Genomic DNA, 13315 nt, shown 5'->3' on the forward strand with positions numbered 1-13315 from the left:
CTACATAAAACGCAACAAAACACCATAGCTCCATTCGACAACTCTTTGAAAATTAGGTTATATTTCACCTGGCGTTATACGTTATGGATATATCACTATAAGGAAATCATATGACAAACATTAATGAAATTTACCCTCCAAATGTTTTAAGACGTAATTGGGGTTGGCTTTTAGGATTAGGAATAGTACTTGTTTTTCTAGGTTGCATCGGCTTGGGCATGGTCATTGGCTTAACTCTCGTCAGCATGTATTTTTTTGCGGCTTTATTAATAATCTCTGCAATCTCTCATTTTATTGACATTTTTAAACATAGAGACTGGCACGGCGTCTTCTGGCAAGCGCTCATTGCAATTTTATACCTGATTGGCGCTGCAGTTGTTTTGTATGATCCCTTTTTAGCATCCACTTTAATTACTGCACTCTTGGCTGTAGTTCTAATCATTATTGGCATCACGCGAATCATTTTAGCCTTATCTTTAAAAAAAGCTAAGGGATGTGGCTGGCTCTTATTTGCAGGAATCATCTCCATAATTCTTGGCATATTAATCCTCATACAATGGCCAATTAGTGGTTTATGGGTTATTGGAATGTTCATTGCAATTGATATGATTGTTAATGGCTGGTCTTACATTTTTATTGCGCTTTCGGTACGTGCATCGTTATAACGAACATAGTATGATACTGCATCCTTCCTAAATGCAGTATCATATGAGCTCGAGAACGCTACGTATCGCAACACGTCAAAGCCCATTAGCCTTATGGCAAGCCAATCATGTTCGTGACTTATTATTAAATAAATGGCCAAAGCTACAGATTGAATTATTACCGATGAGCACATCGGGCGATAAGTTCCTCAAGGATAAACTTCTGGCTATTGGTGGAAAAGGTTTATTTGTAAAAGAATTAGAAGAGGCATTGTTGGATAAGAGAGCAGATTTTGCGGTTCACTCTTCAAAAGATATGCCTGCAGAATTCCCTGAAGGCCTCGAACTCATTGCAATCTGCAAAAGAGATAATCCGCTTGATGTCTTTGTCAGTTACAAACACACCAATCTGCAAACGCTACCGGCTCAATCCATTGTTGGCACTTCAAGTCTTAGACGGCAATCGCAATTATTAGCGTACAGACCCGATTTAAGTATTAAATCCTTACGCGGAAATATCCATACTCGACTTGAGAAGCTTAAATCAGGAGAATACCAAGCAATCATTCTCGCTGCGGCAGGTCTTGAGCGCATGGGGTTCACTGACATCATCACCGAACAATTATCAACACAAATCATGCTCCCAGCTTGTGGTCAAGGCGCTTTAGCAATCGAATGCAGAAGTGATGATTTAGAAATTCAGGATTTGCTTATCGAGCTCAACGATCCAATATCGTCTATTTGCGTGCATGCTGAGCGCAAGGTCAATGCACTCTTAGGTGGTAATTGTCATGTCCCTTTAGCAGTTTTTTGCTCACCAATAGCAAACAATCAACTGTCGCTACACGCAAAAATTTTAACCCTTGATGGCTTGCAAAGTATTCAGAACATGCAAACAGGCTCATTAGAACAAGCAACAAGCATGGCTGTAAATTGCGCTCAATCTTTGCTGGCACAAGGTGCTGCAAATCTTCTTGCATCAGTGCCAAAATGAGCAATTCACTTCATGGCTTACGCATTTTAAATACTCGCCCACGTGACCAAGCGAGTCAGCTAAGCCAAAGTATTCGTGACGCAGAAGGAAAAGTAATTGAACTTCCAACTTTAGAAATCGAAGCGACCAATACCCATTGGCTCAATTTATTGCCTGATTTAAAAACAGTTGACCATGCTATTTTTATTAGTGCTAATGCCGTTCGTTATTGTTTTAATCAATTAAACCAACAAAATATCGAATGGCCGCCATCGATTCAAGTCATTGCAATTGGCCAAGGAAGTGCTGCAGCAATTCAAGAATTCGGCATTCAAGTGAGTGCGATCCCCGTTGTACCTGACAGCGAACATTTATTGGCATTAGAAACGTTACAACAACCAGAAAAACAAAACGTGCTACTATTTAAAGGAAAAGGCGGTAGACCTCTTATTGAGGAACAATTGATACAAAGAGAGGCTAATTTGGTCGTGCTCGAAGTGTATCAACGAGTTATTCCTCAAATTAGCAGGCAATTGATACAATCGATATGGCGCAATGATTTAGTGGACATTATACTGTTAACAAGTGAACAGTCTCTGCATAACCTTTTTAAACTGTTTGATAAAGAGGCTCATAATTGGCTACGTAATAAAAAATGGCTCATAATAAGCGAGCGACTGGCTCAAGTAGCCTCATCATTGGGCATAAGAAATATTAAGATATGCCACCCTAGCCGGGTGATGGATACATTGTTTGACTACGTAAACAAGGATTAACTTATGGCAAACGGTAACGAAGAACAAGTACAAAAAACAAAAAAAGTAGCTCATCCCACGCAAGTTGAGAAAACAAAACCCCAAAATAATCCTACTGTTTCTAAAAATAAATGCCTGGTCACTGCATTAGCTTTTATTATTGCCTTAGGTGCTCTAGGGGTGGCAGCCTATACCCTCTCTCTAAATAAACAATTGCGTGCACAATTAAACCAAGCACAAACTAATTTCTCTACGCAACTACAACAACTCGAACAAAAACAAGAGCAAGCTGAAGAACAAATCAGTGCAAAAACCAATAATGCTCAAGAAATACAAACACAATTACAAAGTAAATTTGAGCAACTGAACAAGCAATTACAAAATGCAATGAACCAAAAGTTCTATCAAAATCAAGATTGGCTTCTTCTCAAAGCACGTTACTATCTTGAGTTGGCACAAATCAATGCGCATTGGAGTAATGACATTGATTCAACAATAGCCCTGTTGCAACAAGCAGATCAGCTCTTAAAACAGTTAAACGATCCTAAAATTTTTGATATACGACAAGCAATAGCTAAAGATGTAGCACAAATGCAAGCTTTACCATCAGTAGATGTTGCAGGTTTGTTAAGCCAATTGGATGCCGCTCAAAACAGTGTTAATAATTTAAGCATTCCTTTACCTATAAGCGAGAGCCTACCGACAACAGAGCATGTAACGACGCCAGCTAATAATTCTTCTTGGCGCTCCCGTTTACAAAATAGTATGAATGTATTAGAAAAACTTGTGGTCATTCGCCGTCATGATCAAGAAATAAAACCGCTCATGTCTCCCATATTTGAAGCCATACTCAAAGAAAAGCTCCATCTAAATCTCCAAGAAGCGCAATGGGCCGTTCTAAACAACAATCCCTCTGTTTATCAAATGCTTCTGAAGCAAGCGATAAATAATCTGCAAATGAATTTTAATAAAAACTCACCAGATACAACCGCTTTAATCAAAAAACTCACTGAGTTACAACAAATGAATGTAACTCAAAAAAGGCCAGCGCTAGGTTCCGCTCTCCCCATGCTCAATGAATTGATTGACGCAAAGAAAACTCCAGAAAATCAATCCTTAAATAGCGAACATGGCGAACAAGGAGGAAATCAATAATGCTCCGTCTTCTTATTGCTTTTCTGATTTTACTGGGTGCTGTCGCGTTAGGAATTCAGCTAAATAAAGATCCAGGCTATGTATTAATTGCGATCAACCACTGGACTATTGAAACTACGGCTTGGGTCGCTGTCTTTAGCATTATTATTTTGTTCATTATCGTGTATTTTATTCTGCGTTTATTCCAGAAAATTTCTCGAACCCCTCGCGCATTAACTAAATGGCACTCCAAGCGACTGTCTCAAAAAGCCCAAGCAATTACTCGTAAAGGACTCATTGAATACAGCGAAGGATATTGGCTAAAAGCAAAAAATCACCTGATTAAGGCTTTACCCAATACCGATACGCCATTACTTAATTATTTAACAGCAGCTCGCGCGGCCCAAAAAATGGGCGACAACCAATTACGTGATGATTATTTGCGTGAAGCGCAACAATCAATGCCTGAGGCTAAAATTGCTGTTGAATTGACACAAGCAGAATTACAACTCGCAAATCATCAATGGGAACAGGCTCTAGCAACCTTAAAACATTTACATGATATAGCACCACGCCATCCTTATGTTTTAAAACTCATCATGCAACTGTATCAAGAAGTCAAAGACTGGCCTCAACTCATTGCTATTTTGCCTGACTTAAAAAAATATCAGGTAGTTGACTCCCAAGAATTCGAATTATTGCAACGCAATGCTTATTTACAAAGGCTTAGTGATCTTATAAAGCAAAATCAACCATCGGCGGTAACTGCTTTTTTTCATGCACTACCAAAAACATTAATTGATGCCCCCAATATGATAGCTGAGTATGTTCGATTTTTATTAAAGAAGGCAGACTACGCTACCGCCAATGATTTATTGCGACGCTCATTGCGCAAAGAGTTTAACCCGCAATTGATTAGGCTTTATAGCTTATTACCTGCAGATGAAAAACAACTCGCTTTTGCCGAAGGATTGCTGAAAAAAAACGCGCATTCCGCAGCGCTTTATTTGTGTTTGGGCCAAGTATGCATGCAACTTAAATTGTGGGGAAAAGCCAAATATTATCTCGAAAAATCAAACGAGATTGAACCTACTGCCTTAGCCTATGAAACACAGGGACAATTGCATGAACAGCTCGGTGAAGGTGCACTTGCCTGTATCAGCTATAAACAGGGTTTGGAGTTAATTACAAAAGAAACCTCTGTTGAGGTGTAGGCTGGGCTGTTAAGCCCAGAGCTATTGGATTAATTCGTACGCGCCATCATCAACTTCATTGTAAGTCCATTAACGGGAAGTAACTTGTTAAGCAAGAAATGCTTTGGAAGTTAAATGCTGGGCTTAACAGCCCAGCCGACAAAGTGCAGAGACGTCATTCCGAATATCATCGTGAGATTCTTTGTGGTAAGCCTTTCAGGATGGTGGTAATTTTTTATCTATAAAAACTTTGGATGATGGCATGCATCATTACAATTTATCTCGGTCTTTTCTACCTGGATAGTCACATGTTGAATATTAAATTCATGACGTAACTGCTCAACCCATTCTATCCGTAATGCATCAGAAAGTTCTTCATCAGGCATATATAAATGCACTGACATGGCATTCTCTTGAGTACTGAGTGCCCAAATATGTAAATCATGGAACCCTTTTACCCCTGGTTTCGCAAGTAAAAAGTCACTCACGGCAGTCCAGGAAATACTTGCTGGAACCCCATCCATAATCAGCCTGAAACTTCCCGCAAATAAAGACCACGTTCCTTTTAGAATAATTAATGCAATTAACAAACCAACTACTGGATCTATCCAAAGCCAGCCAGTCCAATACAATAACCCAGCAGATACGACCACGCCAACAGAAACCAATGCATCATAAAATAGATGTAAATAAGCACCGCGGATATTCAAATCATCGGAACCACGAGCAAACAATAATGCGGTAGCAAAGTTAATTACTATGCCCACGCCGGCAACAATCATTACAGACACCGCTTGAACTTCAGAGGGCGAAAATAATTTATATACGGCGTCTGTAGCAATAATTCCACACGTAAAGACTAATAAAATCCCATTTGCCAATGCAGAGAGAATGGATATTTTTTTTAACCCATAGGTCGCTTTCATCGTAGGCGCACGCTTCATCAGCACTGTAGCCATCCAGGCTAAAATTAAACCCAAAACATCGCCTAGATTATGAAATGCATCCGCCAATAAACTGGTTGAATTAGAAAGATAGGAAAAAACAATCTGTAAAACCACAAAAAGGCCATTAGCAACTATGGAAATGATAAATGCTTTCCCATAAGTAGCAGCAACATTTTGTCCGTGATGGTGATGATGTGAGCCATCATGTGAGTGCATACTCATAAGACTCCTTCGTCTTTTTGTTCTTCAACGTAATAATTAATTCCGATTTTAATGCGATTACGTTCTTTTTGTTTACGCCAAGCATTTGTATCACGCAAAGAATAAACACAGCCACAATATTCTTGCTTATAAAATTCTTCACGCTTTGCAATTTCATACATGCGTTCAGAACCACCATTTTTACGCCAATTATAAGTCCAGTATTCAATGTCTGGGTACTTATTTGCAGCGCGAATCCCACAATCATTAATTTGATTCATGTCTTTCCAACGAGAGATTCCCAAAGAACTGCTAATCACCGGGAAACCATGTTCGTGTGCATATAAAGCAGTTCGTTCAAAACGCATATCAAAACACATGGTGCACCGTTTACCACGCTCAGGCTCCCATTCCAGTCCTTTGGCTCGGGCAAACCAGTTATCTTTATCATAATCTGCATCAATGAAAGGGATATTGTGTTTTTGCGCAAAATTAATGTTTTCGTTTTTTCTGATTTCATACTCTTGAACAGGATGAATGTTCGGATTATAAAAAAAGATAGTAAAATTAATTTCTGAACTGATAAGCGCTTCCATAACTTCACCAGAGCAGGGGGCACAACATGAATGCAGCAATAACTTATCTGCACCATTAGGTAATTCCAATCGCTCTCTTTCTATCATTTTGTTACATCCGGCAAATTTATAAAATGGTGACGATAATATACTAATTCTGCAATGGAATCTTTAATGTCATCTAATGCTAAGTGTTTGGATTCTTTAACCACTCCATTCAACAATTCAGGACGCCAGCGAATGGCGAGCTCTTTCAGAGTGCTCACATCTAAATTTCGATAGTGAAAAAAGGCCGCCAGTGCTGGCATGTATTTGTATAAAAATCGTCGATCTTGGCATACGCTATTACCACACATTGGTGATTTACCCTTATCCAGGTACTGTTTTAAAAAATCGATGGTCGATTGCTCTGCTTGCGTCTCGCTAGTTTGGCTTTCCAAAACTCGTTTGACTAAACCAGATTGCCCATGTTGTCTGGTATTCCAAGAATCCATACCATCCAACAAGGCTTTAGGTTGAGAAATAGCAAAAACTGGCCCTTCAGCAATTATATTCAAATGGGGATCAGTCACAACTGTAGCAAGTTCGATGATTCTGTCTTTTTCAGGCTCAAGTCCTGTCATTTCTAAATCTATCCAAATCAAATTTTGATTATTTTTCATTTGTTTTCCAGGAATTTAATATCAGTTCAACACATGCCACTCGTCTTTGATGTAATGCATGTTTAATTGCTTCACCCTTATAACCTTCCATAATAAGGGCTTGACTGTTCACTTTAGCACATTCAGCAAGCAAATAACCCCATAATTTACTTTGGCGATAATCAATCTCTCGGCCACAACCTTCTGCATCGGATTGACAAGCAATTAACATATTATAGAAGAGATTTGGGCGGCGAAATGCATCACTTCGTTCTAAAAGTTTCACAATACTACTGGCTTGTAACTCAAATAAGCGATGAATATTCAAATGAAATCGTGAGGTCATCGTTGCAAGAGCACGATAATCATTGGGAATGCGTAAACGCGAACATAACGCTTCAATAATGGCCACACCACGTTCTTCATGACCATGATGACTTGGCCAATTATGCATCGGTGATAAAGCCTTACCCAAATCATGAACCAATGCGGCAAAACGGATCACTGGATCGTTTGTTAAGCCTACAGCCGCTTGCAAGACCAGCAAAGTATGCACACCACTATCGACTTCATGATGATATCGATAGGGGTTTGGAATACCAAATAATGCTTCAATCTCAGGTAAGATAATGCGCAATGCATCACAGGAGCGTAAGGTCATAATAAATTGCTCTGGATTTTTTTCCGCCAGACTTTTTTGCCATTCTTGCCAGACTCGTTCAGCAACCAAATGAGTCAATTCTCCCTGTTGCACCATGGTATACATCAATGAGCGAGTTTCATCTGCCAATTTAAAGCCTAAATGATGAAAACGCGCTGCAAAACGAGCAACACGCAGCACACGTACTGGATCCTCTACAAAAGCAGGCGATACATGCCGCAGTATCTTAGCGTCTAAATCCTGCCGCCCCTGATAAGGATCAATAAGATGTCCATGCTCATCCATCGCCATTGCATTAATCGTTAAATCACGACGTGCTAAATCATCTTCTAAAGTTACTGTTTTACTAAAATCACAAGAAAAACCATAATACCCTGGAGCAGATTTTCTTTCAGTTCGTGCTAAAGCATATTCTTCAGCTGTCTGTGGGTGCAAAAAAACAGGAAAATCACGTCCAACCTGTCTGAATCCTTTCGCTAATAAATCATCAGGACGAGAACCAACAACAACCCAGTCTCGCTCTTTTACCGGGAGTTTCAATAATTGATCACGAACAGCACCACCAACCAAGTAGACTTTCATTAAATTTAATTTACCTTCATACTGTATGATTATTTAACTCTACTTTGCTCGCATCGAGCCAAGAACATTTTTAATGATTATATTATAGATCTGAACTATGAGTAAAAGACGTATTAGTAAACAACAATCAGCTCGCATTGAAAAAATCCAAAACAATTATCATGAACATAAAAAAAGTCATGATGATCTAGTGGATGGTTTAGTGATTACTCGCTTTAGCAGGCATGTTGAAATTGAAGACCCGCACGGTAAGCATGTACGCTGCTCTATTAGACCAAACCTGGAAACATTGGTTGCTGGCGATCGCGTAATTTGGCAAGCAGAGGGGAAAAATCAAGGTGTAGTGGTTAGCCTGTACCCCCGAAGCAGCGTCTTAGCAAAACCGACTAGTGCCGGGGCGATAAAACCTGTTGCTGCAAATATTACGCAACTGATTATCGTGATTGCACCCAAACCGGAAATTTCCTGGCCACTTCTTGATAGCTATTTGGTAATGGCAGAAACACTACACTTAAATGCAGTAATACTATTAAACAAAACGGATTTACCTTGTGACGCTCTAAAAGAACAATTACTTCTAGATTATGGAAGTCTTCATTATCCTATTCTACAAACAAATAAAAACCTTCCTGAGGGCCTGCAACAACTGACACACATATTAAATCATCAAATCAGCGTCTTTGTAGGACAATCAGGAGTGGGGAAATCATCGCTTATTTCCAATATTTTGCCCCATGAGCAAAATATTACAATCAATGCAATTTCGGAACTATCAGAATTAGGTAGACATACTACCAGTAACTCACGCTATTACCATTTGCCCACTGGTGGCGCATTAATCGATTCCCCGGGAGTAAGGGAATTTAGCTTATGGCATATAGACTCGGCAGAAATCGCGCGTGGCTACACTGAATTTAGCCCTTTTCTGACACAATGTAAATTTCGTAATTGTACACATAAAGATACCCCTCATTGCGCCATTATCAAAGCAAAGGATGAGGGTTTAATTTCAGAAAGACGATATGAAAATTTTATTAAACTTTGTGCACAATACACAAAATAAAGTTTATTTTGCGATTAAAATAATCAAATAAACATCTCCTCTGTACGTGTTAGGTTAGTCGTTGAGGGAAAAGGCTAGTATAGGCTGGACTGTTAAGCCCAGCCTATACATAACTCATGTCATCCCATGTTGTATTTACGATAATGCAATCATGTGTACGCACCGGAGCACAGAACATCAAAAACACTTGCATAGATAGTCAAAAATGCAAACATGCCCTAGCTATATTGACCAATATAATCGAGTACAACTCTCCCAGAACCTTTAGCATGTTCTTTTTGGGCAACACTTAAAATAGGTTTGCTTAATGTCAGCAAGTAATTGTTTACTGCCTCTTTAAGTTTAGGCTCGATATGAAGTGTAGCTAATTGATTTTTATACTCAATTATCATTGCTTCAACATCTTTTACGCCTTCAGGAAAATTAAATAATTTTGTCGTATCTAATTTAGAACTTTGCGGGAAAAAAGCTAAGGAAGCCTTTTCAGAAGGCAGGCATAACTTAGATACCTGTTTATTAATATGTTTCGTGCACTTATTAAGAAATTCTGATTTTGCGATTTGCGGATCACATATCTTAATTAATCTTAATAAATTGGTGCGATGGCTGTCACTTAACTCATCTAAAAACTCTGTAAACAAAATATTGACACGCAATTGCTTCATGAGATCATTTTGGTTTTGAGCATAAGTTTGAATTATGGCATCTAAAAGGTGATTAATACGTGTTTTCACGGATGAATTATTTGTATTAAACAGAAGTAATGCATTAAATAATAATTCAGGTTCAAACCAATAAACACCAAGCTCATCTAACTTACAATTATGAACTCGTTCCAACCATTTATTCGTTGTCTCAGAACGTGTAAACCAGGTGTACCAACCATTATCCTCTCTTGCTGGTATGATAATATCTCTAATAATTTTTTCGTAAGCACTTTCTAAAGCTTGCGGTTTATTGGCCGCGATTAATGGCAACAAAATAGTAAAAATTCCATAAGCTTCAGGAAATGCAGTATTTCTTTGGTCCCATAAACTACTGTGCGTTTGAGGAGCAAAGCAAGAAGAAAGTTCAAACCGAGTAGTAAGCAATGACACCAGTAACTTACAACAATTAACAAAGGCATCCGTCTGTGCAAATGGAGGAGCTGTTTTTTCAATTTCATCAGATAACTTTTGATAGACAAGAGCTAATTCTTTGCTTGTAGCTCTTAAATCAGGATTGATTTCAAATAACCATTTACTTAACGTCTGAACTTCATAATCTAGTTCCGTATAATTATGTGCAGTATGCAAATTAATGAACAGATCAAGTAAGTATTTTTCATCGTCTTTATACTTTACTTTTGTTCCATATAAAAAATTTATATCCGTTAAATCGTAGCCATATAAGCGGTTAAAAAAGTTCTTCACATCATTTTTAAAAAAAGAAAAATCGATATTATTGGCTTTCAAATAATAGTAGCGTTCAATTAACTCGAGTAAATGAGGTAATAGGGCTATAGGCATGCGTCCTTGAGCACGTAGATTAACAAAAACTTTTTTGCACATAAGATCCCAAAAGTTTTTAAATCGTTCATCACCAACAGTTACTTCTCGTGTTGTCACTTTACATAATTTTAGACGAGCTAATTCATCTATTGTAACAGCAGCTAATTTTTTATCTTCTCTATAAGTTGATAAAGTAAATTTTCGTCTTTCTAAATGCTCACAAAAGCTCAGTTTTCGATATAAAGTCTTACCCCCGTGGCCTAAATAGAAATTAAAGAGATTTGCCGTTTCATCAAGCGATGAAAAATCATTCAGGTCATTATCATTTTTTAATGTCGGAATTAATATTTTTAAATAAGTTATCTGAGCTAACGGAGCAAGTTCTTTCGCTAAGCATATCCATGCCTGATTCGACGCTGAGGGATTACGAGTATAATCATCGTCTTTATCGACTATTGCTTCCCATCGATTTTTATAGCACGTAAGAAGAAAATGAACATCTGCGTTAGTTAATTTTTCACGTGCTCTTTTAGAAAATCGCTCTGAAAGACATTCAGATAGCACCTTATCACACTGAACTGGTGTGCCTTCCTTTTCAAGCGTACTGATTAAATCCAAAATTCGTTGGACTAACATAAGCTACGACCTATCCTAAATAAAAATAACTTAAACTAAAGTCTAATAAAAATCAATTATAAGACCCCATGACAAAAAAATACGCGAACAGTAAAGATAAAATATAAACAAAAAGTTAGAAATTCACATTAATTCAAGAGAATAGGGGGAAAATAAGCTTAACGTTCTAAGTCAAGCATACTCTGTTATTGACGTTTATTCAAAGAAAAAAAAAGCGGCAATAAAGCCGCTTTTTAAGAATAAAACCCTGGCGATGACCTACTTTCACATGAGGAAACCTCACACTATCATTGGCGCGGGTTCGTTTCACTTCTGAGTTCGAGATGGATTCAGGTGGTTCCAAACCGCTATGGTCGCCAGGAAAACTGGTTTGACATGATTATGGGGGTATTATACCCGAATCATGCACTAGGTAAATAAAGAGTACACAAATTTTTTCTATTTAGCGTTGCCATGTTGGGCCAAAGCCCAACATACATCACTCAAACACTCGTATCTTCAATCAATCTGAAGTAACTCAGATTATATGGTCAAGACAATCAGCCAATTAGTACAAGTTAGCTTCACACATTACTGCGCTTCCACACCTTGCCTATCAACGTCGTAGTCTTCAACGGGCTTCATGGGAAAACTCATCTTGAGGGAGGCTTCCCGCTTAGATGCTTTCAGCGGTTATCCCGTCCGAACTTAGCTACCCGGCGATGCCACTGGCGTGACAACCGGTACACCAGAGGTTCGTCCACTCCGGTCCTCTCGTACTAGGAGCAGCTCCTCTCAATTTTCCTACGCCCACGGCAGATAGGGACCGAACTGTCTCACGACGTTCTAAACCCAGCTCGCGTACCACTTTAAATGGCGAACAGCCATACCCTTGGGACCTGCTTCAGCCCCAGGATGTGATGAGCCGACATCGAGGTGCCAAACACCGCCGTCGATATGAACTCTTGGGCGGTATCAGCCTGTTATCCCCGGAGTACCTTTTATCCGTTGAGCGATGGCCCTTCCATACAGAACCACCGGATCACTAAGACCAACTTTCGTTCCTGCTCGAGCCGTCACTCTCGCAGTCAAGCACCCTTTTGCCTTTACACTCTTGGTACGATGTCCGACCGTACCGAGGGTACCTTTGTGCTCCTCCGTTACTCTTTGGGAGGAGACCGCCCCAGTCAAACTACCCATCATACACTGTCCTCATCCCGGATTACGGGACCAAGTTAGAACCTCAATAACAACAGGGTGGTATTTCAAGGTTGGCTCCATGAGAACTAGCGTCCTCACTTCAAAGCCTCCCACCTATCCTACACAGTTATCATCAAAGTCCAGTGCAAAACTATAGTAAAGGTTCACGGGGTCTTTCCGTCTAGCCGCGGGTACACTGCATCTTCACAGCGATTTCAATTTCACTGAGTCTCGGGTGGAGACAGTGTGGCCATCGTTACGCCATTCGTGCAGGTCGGAACTTACCCGACAAGGAATTTCGCTACCTTAGGACCGTTATAGTTACGGCCGCCGTTTACCGGGGCTTCGATCAAGAGCTTCTCCGAAGATAACCCCATCAATTAACCTTCCGGCACCGGGCAGGCGTCACACCCTATACGTCTTCTTACGAATTTGCAGAGTGCTGTGTTTTTAATAAACAGTCGCAGCCACCTGGTCTCTGCGGCCCTCTTCAGCTCTACGCGCAGGCGTATCACCAAAAAGGGCGTACCTTCTCCCGAAGTTACGGTACCATTTTGCCTAGTTCCTTCACCCGAGTTCTCTCAAGCGCCTTAGTATTCTCTACCTGTCCACCTGTGTCGGTTTGCGGTACGGTTCTCTAT

At 39.6% G+C, this 13315-nt stretch carries 11 protein-coding genes and 2 rRNA genes (1 of these 13 running past the window's edge); 6 read left to right on the plus strand and 7 right to left on the minus strand.

Annotation, left to right across the window (positions count from 1 at the left end):
• Window positions 1–110: 110 nt before the first annotated feature.
• From Lste_RS08635 to Lste_RS08655, 5 genes are read left to right on the plus strand one after another with little or no spacing between them, the layout of a single operon-like run.
• Entirely contained in the window at window positions 111–665 is a 555-nt protein-coding gene (locus Lste_RS08635; RefSeq protein ID WP_058510626.1) for an HdeD family acid-resistance protein, read from the plus strand.
• 43 nt (window positions 666–708) lie between these two features.
• A complete protein-coding gene (gene hemC, locus Lste_RS08640) occupies window positions 709–1638 on the plus strand; it encodes a hydroxymethylbilane synthase (protein WP_058510627.1) in 930 nt (309 codons plus the stop codon).
• The gene (locus Lste_RS08645) at window positions 1635–2393 is read left to right on the plus strand and encodes a uroporphyrinogen-III synthase (protein ID WP_058510628.1); all 759 of its coding nucleotides are present in this window, start codon (window positions 1635–1637) and stop codon (window positions 2391–2393) included. Before hemC ends, Lste_RS08645 begins: the two co-directional genes overlap by 4 nt.
• A 3-nt stretch (window positions 2394–2396) precedes the next feature.
• Window positions 2397–3527, plus strand: coding sequence for a uroporphyrinogen-III C-methyltransferase (locus Lste_RS08650; RefSeq protein WP_058510629.1), 1131 nt, complete (start codon window positions 2397–2399; stop codon window positions 3525–3527).
• Window positions 3527–4720 (plus strand): heme biosynthesis HemY N-terminal domain-containing protein, encoded by a 1194-nt coding sequence (locus tag Lste_RS08655; protein WP_058510630.1) that lies wholly within the window; start codon window positions 3527–3529, stop codon window positions 4718–4720. The genes Lste_RS08650 and Lste_RS08655 overlap by 1 nt, the downstream gene beginning before the upstream one ends.
• A gap of 218 nt (window positions 4721–4938) precedes the next feature.
• Here the strand turns inward: Lste_RS08655 and Lste_RS08660 are convergent, their stop codons facing one another.
• Genes Lste_RS08660 through Lste_RS08675 form a run of 4 tightly spaced genes read right to left on the minus strand, consistent with a single transcriptional unit; the run spans window position 4939 to window position 8306 of the window.
• Window positions 4939–5868, minus strand: a complete 930-nt coding sequence (locus tag Lste_RS08660; protein WP_058510631.1) for a cation diffusion facilitator family transporter — start codon at window positions 5866–5868, stop codon at window positions 4939–4941.
• Window positions 5865–6530 (minus strand): epoxyqueuosine reductase QueH, encoded by a 666-nt coding sequence (locus Lste_RS08665; RefSeq protein WP_058510632.1) that lies wholly within the window; start codon window positions 6528–6530, stop codon window positions 5865–5867. The genes Lste_RS08660 and Lste_RS08665 overlap by 4 nt, the downstream gene beginning before the upstream one ends.
• The gene (orn, locus tag Lste_RS08670; RefSeq protein ID WP_058510633.1) at window positions 6527–7084 is read right to left on the minus strand and encodes an oligoribonuclease; all 558 of its coding nucleotides are present in this window, start codon (window positions 7082–7084) and stop codon (window positions 6527–6529) included. Before orn ends, Lste_RS08665 begins: the two co-directional genes overlap by 4 nt.
• Window positions 7074–8306: a multifunctional CCA addition/repair protein gene (locus Lste_RS08675; RefSeq protein ID WP_058510634.1), complete on the minus strand. Its 1233-nt coding sequence runs from the start codon at window positions 8304–8306 to the stop codon at window positions 7074–7076. Before Lste_RS08675 ends, orn begins: the two co-directional genes overlap by 11 nt.
• Window positions 8307–8403: 97 nt before the next feature.
• Here Lste_RS08675 and rsgA point away from each other — a divergent pair, with 97 nt between their 5' ends.
• Entirely contained in the window at window positions 8404–9369 is a 966-nt protein-coding gene (gene rsgA / locus Lste_RS08680; RefSeq protein WP_058510635.1) for a small ribosomal subunit biogenesis GTPase RsgA, read from the plus strand.
• Window positions 9370–9587: 218 nt separating this feature from the next.
• Here the strand turns inward: rsgA and Lste_RS08685 are convergent, their stop codons facing one another.
• The 3 genes from Lste_RS08685 to Lste_RS08695 all read right to left on the minus strand — a co-directional run.
• Window positions 9588–11495 (minus strand): hypothetical protein, encoded by a 1908-nt coding sequence (locus Lste_RS08685; RefSeq protein WP_058510636.1) that lies wholly within the window; start codon window positions 11493–11495, stop codon window positions 9588–9590.
• A 245-nt stretch (window positions 11496–11740) separates the two neighbouring features.
• Window positions 11741–11856 (minus strand): 5S ribosomal RNA (gene rrf / locus Lste_RS08690).
• 165 nt (window positions 11857–12021) lie between these two features.
• A 23S ribosomal RNA gene (locus Lste_RS08695) occupies window positions 12022–13315 on the minus strand; it runs 1599 nt beyond the window's last position.

Source organism: Legionella steelei (assembly GCF_001468005.1).
Lineage (GTDB): Bacteria > Pseudomonadota > Gammaproteobacteria > Legionellales > Legionellaceae > Legionella > Legionella steelei.

Coding starts and splice junctions, on each gene's coding strand:
- Lste_RS08635 (WP_058510626.1), top strand. CDS start 111: ATGACAAACATTAATGAAATTTACCCTCCAAATGTTTTAAGACGTAAT.
- hemC (WP_058510627.1), top strand. CDS start 709: ATGAGCTCGAGAACGCTACGTATCGCAACACGTCAAAGCCCATTAGCC.
- Lste_RS08645 (WP_058510628.1), top strand. CDS start 1,635: ATGAGCAATTCACTTCATGGCTTACGCATTTTAAATACTCGCCCACGT.
- Lste_RS08650 (WP_058510629.1), top strand. CDS start 2,397: ATGGCAAACGGTAACGAAGAACAAGTACAAAAAACAAAAAAAGTAGCT.
- Lste_RS08655 (WP_058510630.1), top strand. CDS start 3,527: ATGCTCCGTCTTCTTATTGCTTTTCTGATTTTACTGGGTGCTGTCGCG.
- Lste_RS08660 (WP_058510631.1), bottom strand. CDS start 5,868: ATGAGTATGCACTCACATGATGGCTCACATCATCACCATCACGGACAA.
- Lste_RS08665 (WP_058510632.1), bottom strand. CDS start 6,530: ATGATAGAAAGAGAGCGATTGGAATTACCTAATGGTGCAGATAAGTTA.
- orn (WP_058510633.1), bottom strand. CDS start 7,084: ATGAAAAATAATCAAAATTTGATTTGGATAGATTTAGAAATGACAGGA.
- Lste_RS08675 (WP_058510634.1), bottom strand. CDS start 8,306: ATGAAAGTCTACTTGGTTGGTGGTGCTGTTCGTGATCAATTATTGAAA.
- rsgA (WP_058510635.1), top strand. CDS start 8,404: ATGAGTAAAAGACGTATTAGTAAACAACAATCAGCTCGCATTGAAAAA.
- Lste_RS08685 (WP_058510636.1), bottom strand. CDS start 11,495: ATGTTAGTCCAACGAATTTTGGATTTAATCAGTACGCTTGAAAAGGAA.